The organism is Rhodococcus sp. OAS809, assembly GCF_040546695.1.
In the GTDB taxonomy this organism is placed as follows: Bacteria; Actinomycetota; Actinomycetes; order Mycobacteriales; family Mycobacteriaceae; genus Rhodococcus_F; species Rhodococcus_F qingshengii.
Map to the genome: position 1 here is coordinate 4,993,654 of NZ_JBEPOI010000002.1, position 20,205 is coordinate 5,013,858.

Here is a 20,205-nt window from a genome sequence, read left to right on the forward strand (position 1 = left end):
CGAGCTACTTCTGTGTCGAGCTACTTCTGTGTCGAACTACTTCTGTGTCGAACTACTTCTTGGAGACGCGGAGCAGCTTCTTGTTGACGAACTCGTCCATTCCCCACGGACCCAGCTCGCGGCCGACTCCGGAGCGCTTGACTCCGCCGAAGGGCAGACCGGGCAACGTCGTTCCGTGCTCGTTGACGAACGCCATTCCCACGTCGAGATCTGCAGCGACCGACCGGGCGGAATCGAGATCGCTGCTCCAGACGGATCCGCTCAGGCCGTAGACCGACGAATTGGCAAGTTCCACAGCCTCGCTGGCCGACTTGACCTTGTAGACGACTCCGGCAGGTCCGAACAGTTCTTCGCTGTAGGCCCGCATGTCCGGTGTCACGTCTGCGAGCAATGTCGGTTGAACGTAGGCGCCCGGGCCGTCGATCTTCTTTCCACCGGTCAGCAGCGTGGCACCCTTGGACACAGCGTCGTCGATCTGCTCGATCAGAGTGTCTGCCGCGCTCTGCGAAGAGAGCGGACCCAAGACTGTGGATTCGTCCAACGGGTCACCGGCAGTGACGGATTCGAAGGACGTCGCCAACTTGTCGGTGAAGTCGTCGTAGAAATCTTCGGTGACGATGAAACGCTTGGCCGCGTTGCAGGCCTGGCCGGCATTGGACAGACGTGCCTTGGTTGCGGACTTGACGGTGGCATCCATGTCGTCGGAATCGAGGACGATGAACACGTCTGATCCGCCGAGTTCGAGGACGACCTTCTTGAGATTGCGTCCGGCAGTTTCGGCGACGCTGGTTCCGGCGCGTTCGCTGCCGGTCAGTGACACACCTTGAACTCGGGGATCGGCGATCATGTCCGCGATCTGCTCGTTGGTCGCGAAGACGTTGACGTAGGCGTCGTCCGGCAATCCGGCTTGTCGCAGAATCTCTTCCATCAGCAGCGCCGACTGCGGACAGTTCGATGCGTGCTTGAGAATGATCGTGTTACCGAGCATCAGATTCGGTGCCGCGAAGCGGGCGACTTGGTAGTACGGGAAGTTCCACGGCATGACGCCGATGAGAGCGCCGATCGGTCGCCGGTACACAACCGACTCCTCGGCCCCGGGAACGTCGAGTCGTTCTTCCTCGAGCAGTGCCGGACCGTGGTCTGCATACCACTGATAGATCGCGGCCGAGAGTTGTACTTCGCCCTTGGCCTCGCGGACCGGCTTACCCATCTCCAAGGAGATCATTCGGGCCAGTTCGTCTGCGCGCTCTGTGTACAGTTCGGCGGTCTTGCTCAGGACTGCCGCACGCTGCTGTGGCGCACTGTTGCGCCAGGTCAAGTAGCCGCGATGCGTGTTCGCAAGTGCGGCTTCAACTCCGGCGTCATCCAAAGTATCGAATTCCCTGACGGTTTCACCTGTCGCGGGATTGACTGTTTTGTAATTAGCCATAGTTGTACAACGTGCGGAAGGGGCTCGAAGATTCCCGAAACGCGCAATCACATTGAATCGGCTCAACAGGTTTCGATCAAATCCCGGCTGGGTACCATGTCACGCCACCTTGGGACGATGGGTGCGCTCGTAGCCCTTGCGGTCGTAGAAACGGGTGGTCACGATGCCGAGTACGACGCCGATCAGTAGCCCCACCAACGTCATCCAGACGGCATGCAGCAGGCCTGCCTCACCGCGTGCGCCGAAGAACAGGATCGATCGCGTGCCCATGTAGATCTGGTGCATCGGCTCGAATTGCGCCAGCCAGGCATACAACCTGGGGCTGGCTTCGAGGGGGATGGTGCCACCGGACGAGGGCAGCGCGAGAATGACGAACACGAACAGGTTGATCAACATGCCCAACGAGCCGAACGCGGCCATCACCGACATCGCCGTGATGCCCACCGCTGTGATGACCAGCGCGCCGTACTCCCACAATGCAAGCCCGTGAGTGACCGGCATTCCGAGGGCGCGACTGATCCACTGGAACAACGCGGAGACTATGCCGGACAACACGATCATGAATGCCCATTTGACGAGCAGCGTTCGAAACCTGTTGATACCCACAACGTCGTTCTGAACGAAGAGTGGACCGAATTCGGTAGGCGCGTATCCGAGCATGCCGTCCACCAAGGAATTGACCACGGTTGCTCCGGTGAATCCCGCAAGGACCAACAGCAGCGCGAAATAGAATGCCACCAAACCGAATCCGGTTCCGTCGGGAAGCGGATCGTGGGCAACCGTGAGTACGTTCACCGGGTTTTCGAGCAGCAGGCGGCTCGCTCCGGAGATCTGGGTTCCGGTGCCTCCCGCTTCCAACTGCGCGGTGACAAGGGCGGTGAGTTGCTCGCCCATGTTCTTGTTGACCGAGGCGAGGGCTGTGGTTCCGATCGACTGGACCAGCGATGCCGAGACGGAACCGGCGCGAGGATTGGTGTAGATCGTGATGATCGGTTGCTCTACGTCACCGGCGACGACGCTGGCCTCCGCCAGGATGATCGTCCTCTTCGTGAAATCACTGGGAATCACGATCGCGCCGTACAGCGTGCCGGAGTTCAACCGCGATTGGGCTTCGGCGATACCGATCTGCTGCAGGTCGATCTTCTGGTGGTCGATTCCGCTTTCGAGGCCGGCGACGATGTCGTTTCCGAAGTTCTTGCGGTCGGCGGGGTCGCCACCGGGGAGGGTGTCGCCCTCGTCCTGGTTGACCAGGGCGATCGGGAACTGGTCCAGGTGTTTCTTGGGGTCGAGTATTCCGCCCATGTACAACGCTGCCAGCGCAGACATCAAGAGGGTGACCACTATCAATGGTGTCAACCAGAATCGTGGTGTGTGCATGACGGTGCGGGCAGACGGCTCCGTGTTCTTGCTCATCGTCAGTCGACCGGCTTTCGTTCGCGCGGAGTTCCTCGGGCTGAGCGTAAACGCAAAGGTGCGCCGGGGCAGTCTTTCGATCTGCCCGCGGCGCCGGAGACCTGTCCGGTCGGCGACAGGCCGGATTGCCGGCAGTCTCATCCGAAAAGGCTGAGAACGGATCGGTAGGGTATGGCCCGCGGCAACCCTGCCGAGATGATTTCGGAGAAACCGTTGACCAACGTGCTGATAGTTGTCCTGATACTCGTAGTGATCGCTGCCGTCGTGTTTGTGGTCCTGCGTGGACGCCAGGGCAAGCCGAATGCTCGCGTCGACCCGCTCGCCGACTATCCCGAGGTGTACGACCCCCACAAGATCGGGGTCGGCGACATCATCACGTACGCGGGTATCGACCATGTTGTTCGAGGGACCATCACGCTCGACGAAGAGGGGTACATCTGGCGTGAGCACCTTCTCGACGGTTCGACCGGTCGTCGTTGGCTGACGGTCGAGGACGACGAGGGCGAATTGGAGATGACTCTCTGGATGCGTCGAGAAGGAACCAACCTGGTCCCGAACGGCGACGTCATTCTCGACGACAAGGTTCACCGCAAGATCGAAAGTGGAACGGCGAAGTTCACGGCCGAGGGTACGACGGGTACGGCCCCTTCCGGCTCGATGGAATACGCGGACTATGCGACCGCAGACAAGACCGGCCTGATTGCATTCGAGAAGTGGGCGCGCGGACAGTCGTGGGAGGTTTCCACGGGACGGGCGGTCACTCGCAGCGAACTCACTGTCATCCACTCGGGCCCCCCGGAATGAGCCTGTATCTACTCGACGTGGAGCCGACCGACGTGGATGCCTCGGCACTGGGGTTGGTACTGGGAGCTCCTGCGCCACCGACCCTCGCCGAGTTGGTGATCGGAACTTCCGACGCGACGCTGACCCTCGGAGTGCTGGGGGCTTCGCACGTGGTGACGGCCTGGGCGTCGGGAAAGGAACTGACCGAACAGGTTTCGTGCGATGCTCTTGCAGTCGGCGGTGAACCACTGCCCGCAGTGGAGTCCACGCAAAACTACCGGTTCGAGTCTTCCTCACTGGTGATGGATCGGGTCGAATTCGACTCGGAAGCTGCGTCGTTGAAAGAGTCCGCCGGCCACGACGGTTGGATCTGCGGATCCTTTCCCGGTGACGACACGGCTTTGACCGCTTTGTATGGCGTGCGAGACCGCCAGGGGTGGAGTTGGCAGAGTTGGCATTTGTACCCGGGGGAGGGGACAGGAGTGATCGTGAAGACACGCAGCAGGTGGCAGCCGTGAGGGGGCGGACGTGGTTGGCTCCGGTGATGCTGGCGGCCGCAATTGTCTTGTCGGCGTGCGGTGGTGGAGCCAAAGACTTCATCGCGGACAACTATTCCAAGACGTCCCAGGATGGCGACGTCGTGTTGTACTCGTCGAAAGATCCAGTGGGCACGACCGTCTCACGGATTGTCGACGCGGACGAACCAGCGGCGCGAAGTGCTGACGGCGGCAACGAATACCTGCGCTACGACGACGACATCGTCACTGTCAGTTCGGCTTCGGGCGGTGGCAGCACCATCAAGGTAGAGGACATCGACGGCACGTATCGCAGCGGCGGATACGCGTACCTGGGACCGGGCTTCAACCCGGGATCCCCGGCGGGTGGAAGCAGTGGCAGCGGCGGCTCGGGTAGTGCCAAATGACGGTAATGCTCAATGAGGAGGAGAACGGCGTGACGAACATCTTTGCATCCACTTCCGTCGAGATCGGGACGGTGGATCCGGCATTGCTCGTCGGGGGCGTTCTCGGCACCCTCGCCTACTTCGTCGTCGGTGCAGCGGTTCTGGCGACGGGATTCCTGGTCCTCGACCTCATGACACCCGGAAATCTCCGCCACCAGGTTTACGTCGACAAGAACCCGAACGCTGCGATTCTGTTGGCCTCCAATCATCTTGCGCTGGCGATCATCGTGGTGACGGCAATCCTGACCAGTTCGGACGGCTTTGCTCAGGGACTCGCCGACTCCGCGGTGTACGGACTGTTCGCGATCGTGTTGCAAGCGATCGCGCTGCGATTGATGAACGCATTCCTTCCCGGCAAGTTGGTTGCGCTGGTGCAGGATCCGAAGATGTGTGGCGCCGCGTGGGCTGTGGGTGTGAGCTTGCTGTCCATCGGTTTGGTGAACGCCGCAGCGCTCACCTGATGGTTGCCGCTGATCCCGATGTGACAGTTGACGAGCGTTCGACGATGCTCGGCCCGCGCGCACGCGTCCTTCTCCTTGCGGCTGTTGCGGCGTGCGCTGCGTGTGGCCTGATCTACGAGCTGGCCCTGTTGACACTCAGCGTGAGTCTGACCGGCGGCGGCATCACCCAGACGTCGTTGATCGTCGCGGGATTTGTTGCGGCTCTGGGTATCGGAGCGCTGGCCGCCAAACCTCTGCTGGGACACGCTGCCGTTTCGTTCGTGACGGTCGAGATACTGCTCGGGCTGATCGGCGGATTCAGTGCCGTCACGCTGTACGTGACCTTCACGTTCTTCGGTTCCAGCGCAGCAGTTCTGGTGGCGGCGACCGCGCTGATCGGCATCCTCGTCGGTGCCGAAGTGCCTCTGCTGATGACGCTCTTGCAGTCCGGTCGCAGCGACAACGACGCACAGAGCACCGGAAAGGTACTGGCCAACCTCAATGCCGCCGACTACCTCGGCGCATTGATCGGTGGTCTGCTGTGGCCGTTCGTACTGTTGCCGTGGGCGGGAATGATTCGCGGTGCCGCACTCACCGGCATGATCAATCTCGTGGCTGCGGCAGTGGTCGCGCTGATACTCCTTCGGTGGCAGCTCAGCCTGCGCGCACGATCGATCGCCGTCGTCGCAATGCTGTTGGCAGCAAGTTTGATCGGATGGTTGCTGATCGCAGCGTCGGACATCGAGACCACGTCGAGGCAGCGGCTCTACACCGATCCCGTGGTGGCCGCCGAGCGATCGGTGTACCAGGAAATCGTCGTCACCGAGCGGGGGAACGACGTGCGCCTGTTCCTCGACGGAGACCTGCAGTTCTCCAGTGTCGACGAGCATCGGTACACGGAGTCGCTGGTGTATCCGGCCCTGGTGAACGACCCCCGGCGCGTGCTGATTCTGGGCGGCGGTGACGGCCTCGCTGCACGGGAAGTGCTGCGAATGAACAGCGTCGAGCAGATCGTTCAAGTGGAACTCGATCCGGCAGTCATCGAGTTGGCCAACACGCGTCTTCGTGATCTGAACGAGGGAGCGCTCGAGGATCCACGGGTGGACGTCGTACTCGACGACGCGTTTCGGTGGCTGCGAGAGCGTCCGGAACCGGGTTTCGATGCGGTGATCGTCGACCTCCCGGATCCTGACACCCCCGCACTTGGCCGCTTGTATTCGATGGAGTTCTACGGACTTGCCGCTGCCGCGATGAATCCGGGCGGGCTGATGGTCGTCCAGTCCGGCAGCCCGTACTCGACACCGGATGCGTACTGGAGAACGGTGTCGACGGTATCGGCTGTCGGACTGAGCGTCTCGCCCTATCACGTTTTCGTGCCGAGCTTCGGTGACTGGGGATATGTGCTCGCGCAAAGAGGTTCCACGCCGCCCGAGCTTCGTCTGCCCGCTGATGTGCCGAACCTGCGGTTCCTCGACGAGCCGACGCTGGCGTCGGCCTCGGTGTTTCCTCGCGATCGCCCGAGGCGGGAGTTGGAACCCTCGACGCTCGACCGGCCACGCATCGTCGACGATATGCGCAAGGGCTACGAACGCTGAACTCCCGACCGAGTAGCTTGAATCGAGACTCTCGGCCACGACGGAGGTACGGATGACTGTTCGGATCGAGGAGCACGCACCGGGAGTTCGGTTGCTCACGATGAAGCGCAGGAAGCATTCGCAGCTTTTCATGAAGAAGAGGTGATCGAAATGAACGGTGCACAGTCGCTCATCCAAAGCCTGGTCGACTCGGGCGTCGAGGTGTGCTTCGGCAATCCAGGAACGTCCGAGATGCATTTTGTCGCCGCACTCGATTCCGTTCCGCAGATGCGGGCGGTACTCGGCTTGTTCGAGGGCGCCGTGACCGGTGCCGCGGACGGCTACGCACGGATCGCCGGAAAGCCTGCCGCGACGCTGCTCCATCTGGGCCCCGGTATGGCGAACGGACTGGCGAACCTTCACAACGCGCGCCGCGCCCACACACCGATCGTGAACATCGTCGGGGACCACGCGACCTACCACCACGGTTTCGACGCTCCTCTCGAATCGAACATCGATGCGCTGACCGAATGGTTGGAGGGGTGGAGTCGACGTTCCGAATCCACCGCGACCGTCGGTAGCGACGCGGCCGACGCCGTTGCCGCCTCGTTGAATCCGCCCGGACGCATTGCCACACTTGTCCTCCCTGCCGACGTCTCGTGGGGCGAAGGTGGAGTTCTTGCGGGTCCTCGGGACATACCGGGGCGGGCGGAAGTTTCTGCAACACAGATCGACTCGGTGGTGGGCGCGCTCAATGCCGAGGGTCGCGCCACGCTACTGCTGGGCGGCGCAGCCTGTTCCGAAGCTGGGCTGCGCGCCGCTTCCCGAATTGCGGTCGCGACCGGTGCCCAGATTCTGATCGAGACTTTTCCAGCCAGGCTTCAACGAGGTGCGGGGCTACCGTCATTCGAGCGCTTGGGATACTTCGCCGAGCACGCCACCGAACAACTTCGCGGAACAACTCAGCTGGTTCTGGCCGGAGCGGTTTCGCCGGTCTCGTTCTTTGCGTATCCCGGAAAACCGAGCGATCTGGCACCGGAGGGTGCTGCGGTGACAACGCTGGCAAGCGTCGGCGACGATGTTGCCGGTGCACTGGAGGCAGTGGCCGAACTCGTGGCACCGGGAGTCGAACCTGTCTTGCAGGAAGCGAATCGGCCGGCGCTGCCGAGCGGGCCTCTGGACGTTCGAAATTGGGCCGACGTGATCGGCGCCCTGCTGCCAGGCGACGCCATCATCTCCGACGAGGCGGCGACTTCCGGTTGGGCGATCCCGATTGCCCTTGCCGGAGCGCCGCGCCACGACGTGCTCACGCTCACCGGAGGTGCCATCGGCCAGGGCATCCCGGTGGCGACGGGCGCCGCTGTGGCAGCGCCGGAGCGACCGGTGATCAATCTCGAAGCCGACGGAAGCGCGATGTACACCATCACGGCGTTGTGGACGCAGGCGCGAGAGATGTTGAACGTCACGACGATTCTGCTCAACAATCGCGCATACGCCATCCTGCGTGGCGAACTGCAACGAGTCGGCGCAGAAGGTGGCGGCGTCGTCGCACAGTCGATGCTGGATCTGTCATCTCCGAACATGGACTACGTCAAGATCTCCGAGGGGTTGGGAGTGCCCGCGTCGCGGGCGAACACAGCGGAGGAGTTGGCCCAACAGTTTGCCGCAGCGCTGGCGGAACCCGGCCCGCATCTCATCGAGGTCATGCTGCCTCCGACGTCGTGATTTCGACCTCGAATCGATCGTCGATCGTGCATTCAACTGGAGGTTTTCGGTGCTAGCTGCGATCGGTCTGTCTCTTCCGATTGCCCTCGGCCTGCTTTTCGTCTCGATGCCCATGGCGGTGATCGTGCTCGTCATGATCACCGCTGGAGCACATCGAGGGGCGGCATCTTTTCTACTCGGGTGGGTCCTCGGAATCTCGGCAGTCGTCGCGGTGACCATCGTGATCGCGGACTATTCGTTTGCGGAGTCGGAGTCGTCGCGGACTTCCGTGTGGTCGAGCGTCGTACGAATCGTGTTGGGTCTGGTCCTGTTCGGCTTGGCATACAAGCAGTGGCGCGCGCGTCCGCGAAACGGGAGTGAGCCGACAGTTCCGAAGTGGATGAAGAGCGTCGACGGGTTGACTCCGCGGAAGGCGTTCGGGTTGGCGTTCTTGTCCGCGGCGGTCAATCCCAAGAATGCAGCGCTGGCGGTATCCGGTGCGGCCACTATCGCGGTCGCCACGAATGTCGTTGCCCAACAGATTGTTGCCGCGGTGATCTTCACGGTCATCGCGAGCGTCGGCATCGCGTCGCCGATCCTGGTGAAGGTGTTCTCCGGCAAGCGTGCCGACGAGATCCTCGCGTCCGCGAAGGCATGGATGACCGCCAACAACGCGGTGATGATGACGGTCATCCTGACGATCCTCGGTGCGACCGTGCTGGGCGAGGGGCTCAGTGGGCTGCAATAGGTCGCCTACCATTGGCGGGTGACTGATTTCGACGACGACGCTGCCGGTTCCATTGCCTCCGCTGCTTTGGCTGTTCTGCGCGAGCAAGGCCCGCTGAGTCTCGAAGAGTGGGCGACCCATCTCGAGGAGTACGGAACTGCGACCGAGTTGGCCGATGTACTCGAGTACCTGTCCGAACCGATGCTCGGGTACCTGCCCAACGGAAAGTACGTCGCTCTCGACACGGTCCTCGAAGGGCTCGTGTTCACTCACCGGCTCAGCGAAGTCGAAATTGCGTCGGACATCCTTGACGCGAGCCCCGACCTGGAACCGATCTTGGCATTCGGCGACGACGACGGGGCGATCCGGGTGGCCCTGGCGGAAGAAGCAGCCTCCGAACGCGGAGCTGCTCCCTTCCGGAGTCGACGAGTTGTGGTACTTCCGGCCGGAACCCTCGGCGAGTGCGCCGACGGTGATCTCGTCGGCTTGGCTGTCGAAGACGGAACACTTGCGTTTCGTCTGGTCGAGATCGAGGACGAACCCGATCTTGCTCCGGCGCTCGGCGAACTCTTCGAGGAGGACGGAGTCGAGGCCCTGGATTCTGTGTGCTGGCAACTCCTGATCGAGGATCCGTCACTCTTCACGGTTCCTGTTGCGCCGCTGGGTGAGATCTTCGAGGTGGCAGGTTACGAGCACGAGCGTGAGCTACTGGCTCGGCGGGGATTCGACTTCGACGCCTACGACCTGCAGATTCGGACAGCCTTGGTGGCCAGTACCTACGACCTGACCCACGACGAGGCAGTCTCTGCCGTTGCGTTTGTCGATCTGGCGGACCGCGGATACACCGACGCGGTCATCGCCGACTTCGATATCGCGGACTGGGCCCACCGTCATGTGAGCGCTGCTCCGGACTCTTTTGTCTCACTGGCAGATCCGGGTGCTGCAGTGGCCGTGTTCGATCTCGGATTTCGGAATCAGGACCCGGTGACCGACGCAATCCTCGAAGCGCTTGCCTCCGAACTGGCCGAGCGAGGGCCACGGTCGGTGCGGGCGGCGGCTCATTGGCTCGCCGGTAAGGCCGTCGATCGGCTGGGGCGCGTCCTCGAAGCGGAGGCGCACTACGAGAAAGCGCTCCTTGCCGAATCCGGTTGGGGTCCGGCCTTGTTCGAGTTGGCTCAGTTTGCGTCGGACCGCGGCGACGCGACCCGGGCGCTGTCACTGCTCGGGCGGATCGACGGCGGAACCGAAGAGAATCTCTACGCCGTACTGCAGGACTTCGTCCCAGCCGATCACCCGGAACTCGGGCGAAACGACAAGTGTTGGTGCGGTTCCGGCCGCAAGTACAAGGTCTGCCACCTCGGAAAGGCCGATGAATCCGTCAAGGCGGACGGTCGGTGGCTGTACAAGAAGGCATGCCTGTTTGCGTTTGCCTCCGAATTCGTCGACATCGTGACCGGGCTCGACGATCTCGAAAACGAAAATCTCTCCGAGGACGAACTGATCGCGGCCACGATCTTCGACGGATCGGCACTGGACGTCGCTCTGTTCGAGGGTGGAATCTTTGCCGAATTCTTGGCCAGACGCAGCGAACTACTTCCGGAGGCGGAAGTTGTGACAGCCGCACAGTGGCTCGGAATCCGGAGGTCGGTGTACGAGGTGATCGAAACGTCCGACACCGGCGTCGTGCTGCTCGATCGTGGATCCAAGGAGACCGTCACGGTTGCTCACTCGGTCGAAGGCAAGCCAGGTGATGTGATCAGTGCTCGGGTCCTGACGGCCCCCACTGGAGCGTTTGCGGTGGGTGTTGTGGTCATGGCAATGGAATCGCAGGCTGCGAGGGTGCTCGAGGTTCTCGCTTCCGAAGATCTCGAGGCCGAAGAACTGGTGCGCGAGTTGCGTGGAGGCGCCGATCACTCGACCGATGACCGGTGACGATGTATCGAGTCGACCCCGTTAAAGTTGGATAGGTGAACGAACCGATGGATGCCAATGACTTGATCGCCGAAGCCGCGATGGAGTTGTTGCGTGAGCACGGCCCGCAGACAGCGGCGGACTGGGGCACCCTGTTGGCTGACGCCGGGCACGGTACAGCCGAGGACATGACCGAATTCGTCGAGTACGTCGAGGACCCGTTGCTCGGATACTTGAGTGAGGAGCGGTACGCCGCACTCGACACGTTGTTCGAGCATCGAGTGTTGACCCATCGCCTCACCGAAGCGGAGATCAAGTCCGGCGTTCTCGACGCGAACCCCGATCTGATGATGCTGCGGGTTTTCCTCGATCGTGACGACGACGTAATCCACGGCATCAGCGTCGTGCACCGCGGGACCGACGACGATCTTTTGGCTGATCGTGGGATCGAAGATCCGGAGTTCCCACACGACGAAGGCTTTCTGCTCGACACCGACACCCTTGCCGAGTGCTCGGTAGGTGACTTGATCGGATTGTTCGTCGCTGACCGTGAGCTGACACTCTGCACCATCCCCGAGGTACTGGATCCCGCACCCGGATTCGGCGAGAGTCTGGGGACGGTCCTCGCAGACACCGGTGCTGACACCCTCGATGCCATTGTCTGGCAATTGATGCTCGACGAGCCGTCGCTGTTCCGTCAGCCGACCGCACCGCTGGGCGAAATGCTCGAGGCGGCAGGTTACGTCCGCGACGGTGATTACGTTGCGGTCGACGGATTCGATTTCGAGGCGTACCACCTGGCGAACCGGGCTCGCATGCTCGAGGTCCGCGAGAATCTGCACCCCGAAGAAGCCGCGTCGGTGATCGCCTTCGTCGATGTGGTCATGGCCGCGAAAGCCGAAGGCGTCGACGATGTCTCGGACTGGGCGCGCAAGAAGATCAAGGAGGATCCGCAGGCCTTCGCAGGCCTCGCCGAGCCGCCCGCGGCTGCGGCAGCGTTGGAGCTGTTGTCCGAACTCGACGATCATGATTCCGTATTGCATTCTGTTGCAACTGCTCTCGCCGAAAAAGGGTCGCGTCGTGTCAAGCCGGCAGCGCACTGGCTGGCGGGCAAGGCTTCGGATCGTCTCGGCAAGATCCTGGCCGCTGAGGCGTCGTACGAATCAGCGCACGATCTCGATCCCGACTGGACTCCCGCGATCTTCGATCTGGCGCTACTGGCCGCCGATCGAAGCGATGTGACGCGCGCGCTGGCTTTGCTGGGCCGAATCGAAGGTGGCGAGTCCGAGGTTCTGCACGAGGTTCTTCAGCGCTACGCCCCGGCCGAGCACCCCGAACTCGGACGAAATGACAAGTGCTGGTGCGGTTCCGGTCGAAAGTTCAAGGTTTGCCATCTCGGTAAGTCCGAGGTGACGTTCGACGACCGGGCCAGCTGGCTCTACGTCAAGGCTCAGTTGTTCTCGCGCACGCCGGAGTACTTCGACGCCGTGTTCGATCTTGCGCTCATCCGTGCCGAGCAGTTCAACAGCGAAGAAGCACTGACGCTGGCCGTCGAAGGTGGTTTGGCCGTCGACGCTGCCTTGTTCGATGCGGGTATTTTCGCAGCTTTTGTCGAGCGCCGCGGAGAACTGCTGCCTGCCGACGAACGCGAACTGGCCGATCAGTGGTTGTCGATTCCGCGCTCGGTGTACAAGGTCGCCTCGACGGAGCCGGGACAGTTGGTGACCCTCAGCGACGTCCGCAACGGGCATCTGGTGAAGGTCACGGACGAGTGGGGCTCGCTGAACCTCGAGCCAGGCACGCTCGTGTGTGCTCGTGTTCTTCCGGCCGGGTCCACGATGCGCACGTTCGGTGGCATCGAACCGCTTGCGGTAGAAGACAAGAAGGAGTTGATCCAACTGATCGAGTCCGAGGACACCGAGCCGGGTCAGCTGGTGGAGTTCCTCAGCCGCGGCCTTGCCGGTGCGCCTTTCCGGTAGCGCGAACTAGCAAAAAGGCGCACGGGGCCGGAGGCCCTAGGGCGTTACCTGAGCCAACATCATCTGCTCGAAACCCTCACCGTACGGCGGGAGCATTCCCCATTCACCGCGTGGGTCATGCTGCGCTGCTTCGAATACCGTTCGCGCGTGACTGAACTCGAGGAAACCCTCACGGCCGTGGTAGTGCCCGATGCCCGAAGCTCCGACGCCGCCGAAGGGTGCGTCGCTCAGCCCGGGGTGAGACATCGCGTCGTTGATGGTGACGCCGCCCGAGACGGTCCGTTCGAGTACGGATTCCTTCTCGTCCAGATCGGTTCCGAAGTAGTACAGCGCCAACGGTTTCGGTCGTGAATTGATGTCGGCGACGACGTTGTCGAGTTGGTCGTACGGCAAGACGACGACGGCCGGCCCGAAGATCTCCTCCTTCATGATCTGCGCGTCGGTCGGAGGGTCGACCACGATTCGCAGTGGGCGACGACGAGTGTCTGCGGAGAGTTCTTCGTCGGGAACGGTGATGATTCGTGCCCCACGTTCTTCGGCGTCCGCGATGTACCCCTCGATGCGTGCGAGGTGACGATCGCTGACTATCGAGACCACGTCTTTGTTGTCGGCAATCGTGGGAAACAGTCCCGTGAACTGGTCGGTGAACGCGTCGATGAATGCTTCCGTGTTCTCGCGCGGAACGTAGATCAGATCGGGAGAGACACAGAGTTGACCGGCGTTGGTGGACTTCGCGATAGCCAAACGCGAAGCAGCAGAGCTGATATCGGCACTGCGGCTCAAGACGCTCGGTGACTTGCCGCCGAGTTCGAGGGTGACCGGCACCAGGTTCTTCGCAGCATTGGCCATGACCAGCTTTCCGACGGTCGTGCTGCCGGTGAAGACGAGGTGGTCGAAAGGCAGGGACGTCAGCCGATCAGCGACTTCCGGGCCGCCGGTCACCACCGCGACCTCCACGGGGTCGAGAGTTCGACGCGCCGCCTCGGCCAGGACGGCCGCAGTATTGGGCACGATCTCCGACGGTTTGAGAACGGCGCGATTTCCTGCTCCGAGGGCGCAGGCGAGCGGGCTCAGGAGAGTGAACAGGGGAGCATTCCAGGTTCCGATGATGCCGATCGAACCCTTCGGCTGGTACGACACGTACGCCGTGGCACCCAACTGGTCCTGCATCGCTCCGGTTGCTCTCGGTGAGCGAATCATCCACTCTTCGAGCGAATCACGAACGTGCTTGAGTGAAACCATCGACCCGAGAACGTCATTCATCACCGAGTAGGCCGGGATTCGGCCGCCGAAGTCTTCGTTGATCGCCTCGGTCAGATCCTTGTGGTTTGCCACCAGGAGATCGACGACGCGTTGAATGCGCTCGCGTCGTGTCTGCGCGGACGGAAGACCAGCGGCTCGAGTTGCTTCCTGCTGAGCGCGCAGAATCTCTTCGAGATCAGTGGCGACGGCGGCATCGGTGCTCATGGGCACTCCTCGTAGTGGCGAAGTATTGACCGGACCGTATCGACGCGGTGCGAGTGGATGTCCTTTTCGTCTCGTTGACCGGGACGGATTCGATTGGTAGAGAGAACACATGTCGCAGACACAGGTAGAAGACACTGCAGTGAAGATTTCCGTCGAGGAATCGGTGGGACTCGGTTTCCTGACGCTCGATCGGCCGGCGCGGCGCAATCCGCTCTCGGCGGAGACCATGCGTGAGGTGACGGCTGCCCTTGTCGAATTGTCTGTAGACGAGCGCGTGCGGGTCGTGATCGTGCGCGCCGAAGGCCCGGTGTTCTCCGCCGGACACGATCTGACGGAGATGATCGGGAGAACCCTCGAGGACGAGCGGGCGATCTTCGACGGCTGTACCGAGATGATGGAGACCGTACAGCGGATTCCGCAGCCGGTGATTGCCGCAGTACAGGGCCCGGCTATCGCGGCGGGCTGCCAACTGGCCGCGTCGTGTGATCTGGTTGTTGCTGCGTCGAATGCTGTCTTCGGCACGCCGGGCGTCAAGATCGGACTGTTCTGCTCGACGCCCATGGTGGCGCTGAGCAGGGCAGTAGGGCGCAAGCGCTCGATGCAGATGTTGCTCACCGGGCAGACGATCGACGCCGACACCGCTGCGGACTGGGGTCTGGTGAACTTCGTCGTCGCGCCCGAAGACCTGGACCGAGAGGTGCGCGAACTGGCCGCCAAGATCACGACGGCCAGCCCCTTGACGGTGAAGATCGGTAAGCAGGCGTTCTATCGCCAGATCGATCTGCCGCAAGCGCAGGCGTACGAGGCGATGGCGGAAACTATGGCAACCAACGCCGTGACCTGCGACGCTCAGGAAGGTATGCAGGCCTTTGTGGACAAGCGAAAGCCCGAATGGCGCAATAAGTAACGATCGCTCTTCCGGTTTAGTTGGACGTCCTATAACCTGAGGCGCATGAGCCTGGATCCACGCACCAACACTGTCGACGGAGTGCTTCGGCGCTCGGCAGCCAAGTACCCCGACCGTGTAGCCGTCGTATTCGAAGATCGCACTCGCACCTACCGCGAACTCGACGACGCGGTGACGCGGGTCGCCGCCTACTTGCTCGGTCTGGGGCTCGAACACGGCGACCGCGTCGCGGCATACGGAACCAACTCCGACGCCTATGCAATCGGATTTCTTGCCTGTGCACGAGCAGGTTTGGTGCATGTTCCGGTCAATTACGCACTGAAGGGGGAGGAACTCCGGTACCTCGTGGCGCAGTCAGGCGCCCGCGCGGTGTTGGTGGATCCGGCATTGGCGCCGACGCTCGACTCGGTACGCTCCGACCTCGATCTCGATCACGTGATCGCACTGCGGGACGCGGAACTGTCCGTCGTCACGATCGGTGAGGCAGGCGAGGTGCCGGTCTTCGAACCGCGTGCGACGTCGACCGATCTGGCGCAACTCCTGTACACCTCGGGCACCACCTCGAAGCCCAAGGGCGCCATGATGTCTCACGGTGCACTGGTTCACGAGTACGTGTCCTCGGTGATCGCGCTCGGCCTCGACAAGAACGACAACCCGCTGATCTGCATGCCGATGTACCACTCCGCGGGCATGCACGTCTTCATGCTGCCGTACCTGTCCGTCGGCGCGACGGTCAGTCTGATGCAGGCGCCGGACATCCCGGAAATCCTGCGCCGTGTCGAAGCCGAAAAGATCGGATCGCTGTTCTTGGCGCCGACCGTGTGGGTACCGCTGGCCAACCATCCGGACCTCGAGACCCGCGATCTGTCGTCGCTGAAGAAGGCGCAGTACGGCGCCTCGATCATGCCGGTCACCGTGCTCAATCGTCTGCGCGAGCGCTACCCGGACATCGGTTTCTACAACTGCTTCGGCCAGTCCGAAATCGGCCCACTGGCAACAGTTCTCCAGCCCAGCGAGCATGCTGATCGCCCGTCTTCCTGTGGTCGCGCGGTGTTCTTCGTCGAAACCCGCGTCGTCGACGCCGACGGAAACGATGTCGCCGACGGTGAGTCCGGCGAGGTTCTCTACCGCTCACCGCAGCTGTGCAACGGCTACTGGGAGAATCCGGAAGCCACCGCCGAGGCCTTCCGTGACGGCTGGTTCCATTCGGGCGATCTGGTCGTGCGGGACGAAGAAGGTTTCATCACGGTCGTCGACCGGATCAAGGACGTCATCAACACCGGCGGCATCCTGGTGGCGTCACGCGAGGTCGAAGATGCGGTCTACACGCACCCAGCTGTGGCAGAAGTTGCCGTGATCGGTACGCCCGACGACAAGTGGATCGAGGCCGTCACCGCGATCGTCGTGCTCAAGGACGGCAACGACGAGTTGACGCCCGAGGCGTTGATTGCCCACGTCAAGGAGCGAATCGCTCCGTTCAAGGTGCCCAAGCATGTCCGTTTCGTGGCCGAGCTTCCGCGCAACCAGAGCGGCAAGCTACTGAAGCGGGAACTGCGCACCGTCTGAAGCTTGCTATAGGTTCTGCCTTACCTTCGGTTCGTTTTCAGGTCTTTGACTCCGATTGCCTCACGGTATTGACTTCGGGGGACGGCATGGACTTCGGAAACAGCAAGGTGAGTGGTGGGAATGCAGGTCGATGCAGATGACTTCGCAGATATCTTGGCGACTGCGCGGGAGTTCATCCGTAAGGAAGTAGTTCCGCGTGAGCAGGAGATAGCCGACACCGACGCCATTCCTGAGGACATACGCAAGAAGGCCGCAGCTATCGGGCTCTTCGGTTACGCGATCCCTCAGGAATGGGGTGGGCTCGGACTCGACCTCACCCAAGACGTCGAACTGGCAATGGAATTCGGCTACACGTCTCTGGCGCTGCGTTCGATGTTCGGTACCAACAACGGAATTGCCGGGCAGGTGCTGGTCGGCTTCGGTACCGACGAGCAGAAGGCTCAGTGGCTCGAGCGCATCGCCTCCGGTGATGTCGTGGCTTCCTTTGCTCTCACCGAACCCGGCGCGGGCTCCAACCCGGCCGGCCTTCGGACCAAGGCAGTGCTGGACGGATCCGACTGGGTGATCGACGGCAACAAGCGGTTCATCACCAATGCTCCACTGGCACAGCTGTTCGTGGTGTTCGCGCGCACTCGCCCGGCGGATTCCGATGGTCCGGGAATTGCAGTGTTCCTGGTTCCGGCTGACACGCCAGGTGTCACGGTCGGTCCCAAGGACAAGAAGATGGGTCAAGAAGGTGCTTGGACCTCCGAGGTCACCTTCGACAACGTCCGAGTTCCCGAGTCGGCCCTCGTCGGTGGCGACCAGGACACCGGATACCGCGCAGCGATGACGTCTCTCGCGCGCGGACGAGTCCATATCGCGGCGCTCTCGGTGGGAGCAGCACAGCGAGCGCTCGACGAATCTGTCGCGTTCTCCGTGGTCACGGAACAGGGCGGCACCGCGATCGGCGACTTCCAGCTGGTTCAAGCGATGTTGGCAGACCAGCAAGCCGGTGTGATGGCAGGGCGCGCGATGGTGCGCGAGGTGGCCGCGCGGTACGTCAGCGGTGAGGATCGCCGTCTCGGGCCTTCGGCGGCAAAGCTTTTCTGCACCGAGATGGTGGGCAAGGTCGCAGATCTCGCCGTGCAGATCCACGGGGGCAACGGGTACATGCGTGGTGTTCCGGTCGAACGCATCTACCGTGAAGTTCGCCTGTTGCGCCTGTACGAGGGAACCAGCGAGATCCAGCGTCTGATTCTCGGTGGTGGGCTCGTGGCGCAAGCGAAAAAGCAAAACCAGCGCTGACACATTTTCCAGACGAGCTTTAACCTCACGAACGGAGTGGACATGGGATTGTTGGACGGCAAGGTTGCGGTAGTGACCGGAGGAGCCCAGGGCATCGGGCTCGAAATTGCGCGCACCTTCATCAAGGAAGGCGCGACCGTCGTTCTCGGCGACATCAACGAAAACCGTGGGAACGGCTGCGGTCGCCGAACTCGGTGGAGAGTCGGTCGCCCGTTTCGCTTCCTGCGACGTGCGTGACTCCGGACAGGTCGAGGCCATGCTCGATCTGGCCGAAAGCGCTTTCGGTCCAGTCGATGTCATGGTCAACAACGCCGGCATGACGCGCGACGCCACGATGCGGAAGATGACCGAGCAGGACTTCGACGACGTGATCGCCGTTCACCTCAAGGGCGCCTGGAACGGAACACGCGCTGCCGCCGCCCGCATGCGCGAGCGTGAGACGGGCGCGATCGTGAACATCTCGTCGATCTCCGGCAAGGTGGGCATGCTCGGGCAGACCAACTACTCGGCCGCGAAGGCCGGGATCGTCGGTCTGACGAAGGCCGCGGCAAAAGAGGTCGCGTTCAAGAACGTTCGCGTCAACGCCGTTCAGCCCGGACTGGTCCGCACGGCGATGACCGAGGCGATGCCCGAACGGATCTGGAACGAGAAGCTTGCCGAGATTCCGATGGGGCGCGCAGCCGAGCCTTCGGAAGTTGCTTCGGTTGTGCTGTTCCTCGCGAGCGACCTCTCGAGCTACATGACCGGCACGGTTCTCGAGATCACCGGCGGCCGCCACATCTGATCCGTCCTGTTCGAGTGCAAGAATTCAGAGTGTGAGAATTCTGGGTGTAAGACTTCTGGGGTGACTACTGACATGGGACAGCCGAACTCGGATCTTCCGCTCGACGGAATCACCGTAGTTGCACTCGAACAGGCGGTGGCGGCACCGCTCGCCACCAGACATCTCGCGGACATGGGTGCGCGGGTGATCAAGATAGAACGCGTCGGCGAGGGTGACTTCGCGCGTCACTACGACCAGGCGGTTCACGGTCAGGCATCACACTTCGTGTGGCTCAACCGTTCCAAGGAATCGATCGCCGTCGACGTGAAGTCGGACGCCGGCCGGCAGATCCTTCTCGATCTGGTCGCGCGAGCCGATGTGTTCCTGCAGAACCTGGCTCCCGACGCAGCCGCGAGACTGGGGTTCGGCGCGGAGGAACTGCGCGATAAATACCCACGGCTCATCGTGATCGACATGTCCGGCTACGGCAGTGCCGGCCCGCGGCGCGAGCGCAAGGCCTACGACATGTTGGTCCAAGCCGAGACCGGAATGATCTCCGTGACAGGCACACCGGAGACGGCCACCAAGACCGGCATCCCGGTCTCCGACATCGCGGCAGGAATGTACGCGCTGACTTCGATTCTGAGCGCCCTGTTCCGTAGAGAGCGAACGGGCAAGGGAGCGCTCGTCGAGGTCTCGATGTTCGATTCCACCGTCGAGTGGCTGGGTCATCCGATGTACATGAAAATGTATGCAGACAAGCAGATTCCACGTGTCGGTCTCGGCCATGCCGCGATCGTTCCCTACGATTCGTATCCCACGGCCGACGGCGAAATCCTGATCGGCGTCCAGAACGACCGTGGATGGCGAGCGCTGATGGTGGACGTGTTCGAGCGAGAGGATCTGGTCGATCATCCGCGTTACCGCACCAACATCGTGCGCGTCGAAAACCGTGGCGAGGTAGACGAATTGGTGGGCTCTCTGACGCGTCTGTACTCGACGACAGATCTGGATCAGCGTCTGGCCGCCGCTGGTGTTCCGGCCGCGGCACTCAACGACATGGCCGGTCTGCTGGAACATCCGCAGCTGGAGAAGCGTGCCAGATGGCGGTCCGTGGGCACCGAGAACGGTCCGATCGATGCCGTGCTGCCTCCGATGACGTATTCGGATGTCGAAATGCGCATGGGTGACGTTCCGGCACTCGGCCAGCAGACGGATTCTCTGCTGGCCGAGTTGGGACTTACGGGCGACCGGATCGCGGAACTTCGCCGCGACGGATCGATCGGTTAACGCT

General features: G+C 62.2%; 16 protein-coding genes and 1 pseudogene. 14 read left to right on the plus strand and 3 right to left on the minus strand.

Annotation, left to right across the window (positions count from 1 at the left end; all coding sequences use genetic code 11):
- Window positions 1-52: 52 nt before the first annotated feature.
- Window positions 53-1,429 carry an NAD-dependent succinate-semialdehyde dehydrogenase gene (locus tag ABIE52_RS26360; protein WP_030537211.1) on the minus strand — a complete coding sequence of 459 codons (1,377 nt, stop codon included), beginning with the start codon at window positions 1,427-1,429 and terminating at the stop codon, window positions 53-55.
- Between the two features lie 99 nt (window positions 1,430-1,528).
- Complete coding sequence (locus tag ABIE52_RS26365; RefSeq protein ID WP_007729572.1) at window positions 1,529-2,842, minus strand: YhgE/Pip domain-containing protein; 1,314 nt, start codon at window positions 2,840-2,842, stop codon at window positions 1,529-1,531.
- A 171-nt stretch (window positions 2,843-3,013) separates the two neighbouring features.
- Here ABIE52_RS26365 and ABIE52_RS26370 point away from each other — a divergent pair, with 171 nt between their 5' ends.
- The 9 genes from ABIE52_RS26370 (at window position 3,014) to ABIE52_RS26410 (ending at window position 12,921) form a co-directional block, all read left to right on the plus strand.
- Window positions 3,014-3,646, plus strand: a complete 633-nt coding sequence (locus tag ABIE52_RS26370; RefSeq protein WP_192712194.1) for a DUF4178 domain-containing protein — start codon at window positions 3,014-3,016, stop codon at window positions 3,644-3,646.
- On the plus strand, window positions 3,643-4,143 hold the full coding sequence (locus tag ABIE52_RS26375) for a DUF2617 family protein (protein ID WP_192712195.1): 501 nt from the start codon (window positions 3,643-3,645) through the stop codon (window positions 4,141-4,143). The genes ABIE52_RS26370 and ABIE52_RS26375 overlap by 4 nt, the downstream gene beginning before the upstream one ends.
- Window positions 4,131-4,547 (plus strand): DUF4247 domain-containing protein, encoded by a 417-nt coding sequence (locus ABIE52_RS26380; RefSeq protein ID WP_037128670.1) that lies wholly within the window; start codon window positions 4,131-4,133, stop codon window positions 4,545-4,547. The genes ABIE52_RS26375 and ABIE52_RS26380 overlap by 13 nt, the downstream gene beginning before the upstream one ends.
- A complete protein-coding gene (locus ABIE52_RS26385) occupies window positions 4,544-5,047 on the plus strand; it encodes a DUF350 domain-containing protein (RefSeq protein WP_442972466.1) in 504 nt (167 codons plus the stop codon). The genes ABIE52_RS26380 and ABIE52_RS26385 overlap by 4 nt, the downstream gene beginning before the upstream one ends.
- Window positions 5,047-6,621 (plus strand): polyamine aminopropyltransferase, encoded by a 1,575-nt coding sequence (locus tag ABIE52_RS26390; RefSeq protein ID WP_047272094.1) that lies wholly within the window; start codon window positions 5,047-5,049, stop codon window positions 6,619-6,621. Before ABIE52_RS26385 ends, ABIE52_RS26390 begins: the two co-directional genes overlap by 1 nt.
- 150 nt (window positions 6,622-6,771) lie before the next feature.
- Window positions 6,772-8,325, plus strand: coding sequence for an acetolactate synthase large subunit (locus tag ABIE52_RS26395; RefSeq protein ID WP_064688125.1), 1,554 nt, complete (start codon window positions 6,772-6,774; stop codon window positions 8,323-8,325).
- Between the two features lie 49 nt (window positions 8,326-8,374).
- Window positions 8,375-9,052: a GAP family protein gene (locus ABIE52_RS26400; RefSeq protein ID WP_192712196.1), complete on the plus strand. Its 678-nt coding sequence runs from the start codon at window positions 8,375-8,377 to the stop codon at window positions 9,050-9,052.
- An 18-nt stretch (window positions 9,053-9,070) separates the two neighbouring features.
- The gene (locus ABIE52_RS26405) at window positions 9,071-10,963 is read left to right on the plus strand and encodes an SEC-C domain-containing protein (protein WP_192712197.1); all 1,893 of its coding nucleotides are present in this window, start codon (window positions 9,071-9,073) and stop codon (window positions 10,961-10,963) included.
- Between the two features lie 35 nt (window positions 10,964-10,998).
- Entirely contained in the window at window positions 10,999-12,921 is a 1,923-nt protein-coding gene (locus ABIE52_RS26410; RefSeq protein ID WP_231782572.1) for an SEC-C domain-containing protein, read from the plus strand.
- A gap of 36 nt (window positions 12,922-12,957) precedes the next feature.
- On the opposite strand, the gene ABIE52_RS26415 is transcribed toward ABIE52_RS26410, so the two are convergent.
- Entirely contained in the window at window positions 12,958-14,388 is a 1,431-nt protein-coding gene (locus ABIE52_RS26415; protein WP_192712198.1) for a coniferyl aldehyde dehydrogenase, read from the minus strand.
- A gap of 109 nt (window positions 14,389-14,497) precedes the next feature.
- Between ABIE52_RS26415 and ABIE52_RS26420 the strand changes: the two genes are divergently transcribed.
- From ABIE52_RS26420 to ABIE52_RS26440, 5 genes and pseudogenes are all read left to right on the plus strand, one after another.
- A complete protein-coding gene (locus ABIE52_RS26420) occupies window positions 14,498-15,295 on the plus strand; it encodes an enoyl-CoA hydratase (protein WP_003939812.1) in 798 nt (265 codons plus the stop codon).
- 45 nt (window positions 15,296-15,340) lie between these two features.
- Window positions 15,341-16,861: an acyl-CoA synthetase gene (locus tag ABIE52_RS26425; protein ID WP_047272099.1), complete on the plus strand. Its 1,521-nt coding sequence runs from the start codon at window positions 15,341-15,343 to the stop codon at window positions 16,859-16,861.
- 120 nt (window positions 16,862-16,981) lie between these two features.
- Window positions 16,982-18,148 (plus strand): acyl-CoA dehydrogenase family protein, encoded by a 1,167-nt coding sequence (locus tag ABIE52_RS26430; RefSeq protein WP_007729538.1) that lies wholly within the window; start codon window positions 16,982-16,984, stop codon window positions 18,146-18,148.
- Window positions 18,149-18,190: 42 nt separating this feature from the next.
- Window positions 18,191-18,932: pseudogene (fabG, locus tag ABIE52_RS26435) on the plus strand (3-oxoacyl-ACP reductase FabG).
- 72 nt (window positions 18,933-19,004) lie between these two features.
- The gene (locus ABIE52_RS26440; protein WP_003940302.1) at window positions 19,005-20,201 is read left to right on the plus strand and encodes a CaiB/BaiF CoA transferase family protein; all 1,197 of its coding nucleotides are present in this window, start codon (window positions 19,005-19,007) and stop codon (window positions 20,199-20,201) included.
- The last annotated feature ends 4 nt before the right edge of the window (window positions 20,202-20,205 follow it).

Excerpts from the sequence above, each read along its gene's own strand:
- ABIE52_RS26360 (WP_030537211.1), bottom strand. The coding sequence starts at position 1,429 with ATGGCTAATTACAAAACAGTCAATCCCGCGACAGGTGAAACCGTCAGG.
- ABIE52_RS26365 (WP_007729572.1), bottom strand. The coding sequence starts at position 2,842 with ATGAGCAAGAACACGGAGCCGTCTGCCCGCACCGTCATGCACACACCA.
- ABIE52_RS26370 (WP_192712194.1), top strand. The coding sequence starts at position 3,014 with ATGGCCCGCGGCAACCCTGCCGAGATGATTTCGGAGAAACCGTTGACC.
- ABIE52_RS26375 (WP_192712195.1), top strand. The coding sequence starts at position 3,643 with ATGAGCCTGTATCTACTCGACGTGGAGCCGACCGACGTGGATGCCTCG.
- ABIE52_RS26385 (WP_442972466.1), top strand. The coding sequence starts at position 4,544 with ATGACGGTAATGCTCAATGAGGAGGAGAACGGCGTGACGAACATCTTT.
- ABIE52_RS26390 (WP_047272094.1), top strand. The coding sequence starts at position 5,047 with ATGGTTGCCGCTGATCCCGATGTGACAGTTGACGAGCGTTCGACGATG.
- ABIE52_RS26395 (WP_064688125.1), top strand. The coding sequence starts at position 6,772 with ATGAACGGTGCACAGTCGCTCATCCAAAGCCTGGTCGACTCGGGCGTC.
- ABIE52_RS26415 (WP_192712198.1), bottom strand. The coding sequence starts at position 14,388 with ATGAGCACCGATGCCGCCGTCGCCACTGATCTCGAAGAGATTCTGCGC.
- ABIE52_RS26420 (WP_003939812.1), top strand. The coding sequence starts at position 14,498 with ATGTCGCAGACACAGGTAGAAGACACTGCAGTGAAGATTTCCGTCGAG.
- ABIE52_RS26425 (WP_047272099.1), top strand. The coding sequence starts at position 15,341 with ATGAGCCTGGATCCACGCACCAACACTGTCGACGGAGTGCTTCGGCGC.
- ABIE52_RS26430 (WP_007729538.1), top strand. The coding sequence starts at position 16,982 with ATGCAGGTCGATGCAGATGACTTCGCAGATATCTTGGCGACTGCGCGG.
- ABIE52_RS26440 (WP_003940302.1), top strand. The coding sequence starts at position 19,005 with ATGGGACAGCCGAACTCGGATCTTCCGCTCGACGGAATCACCGTAGTT.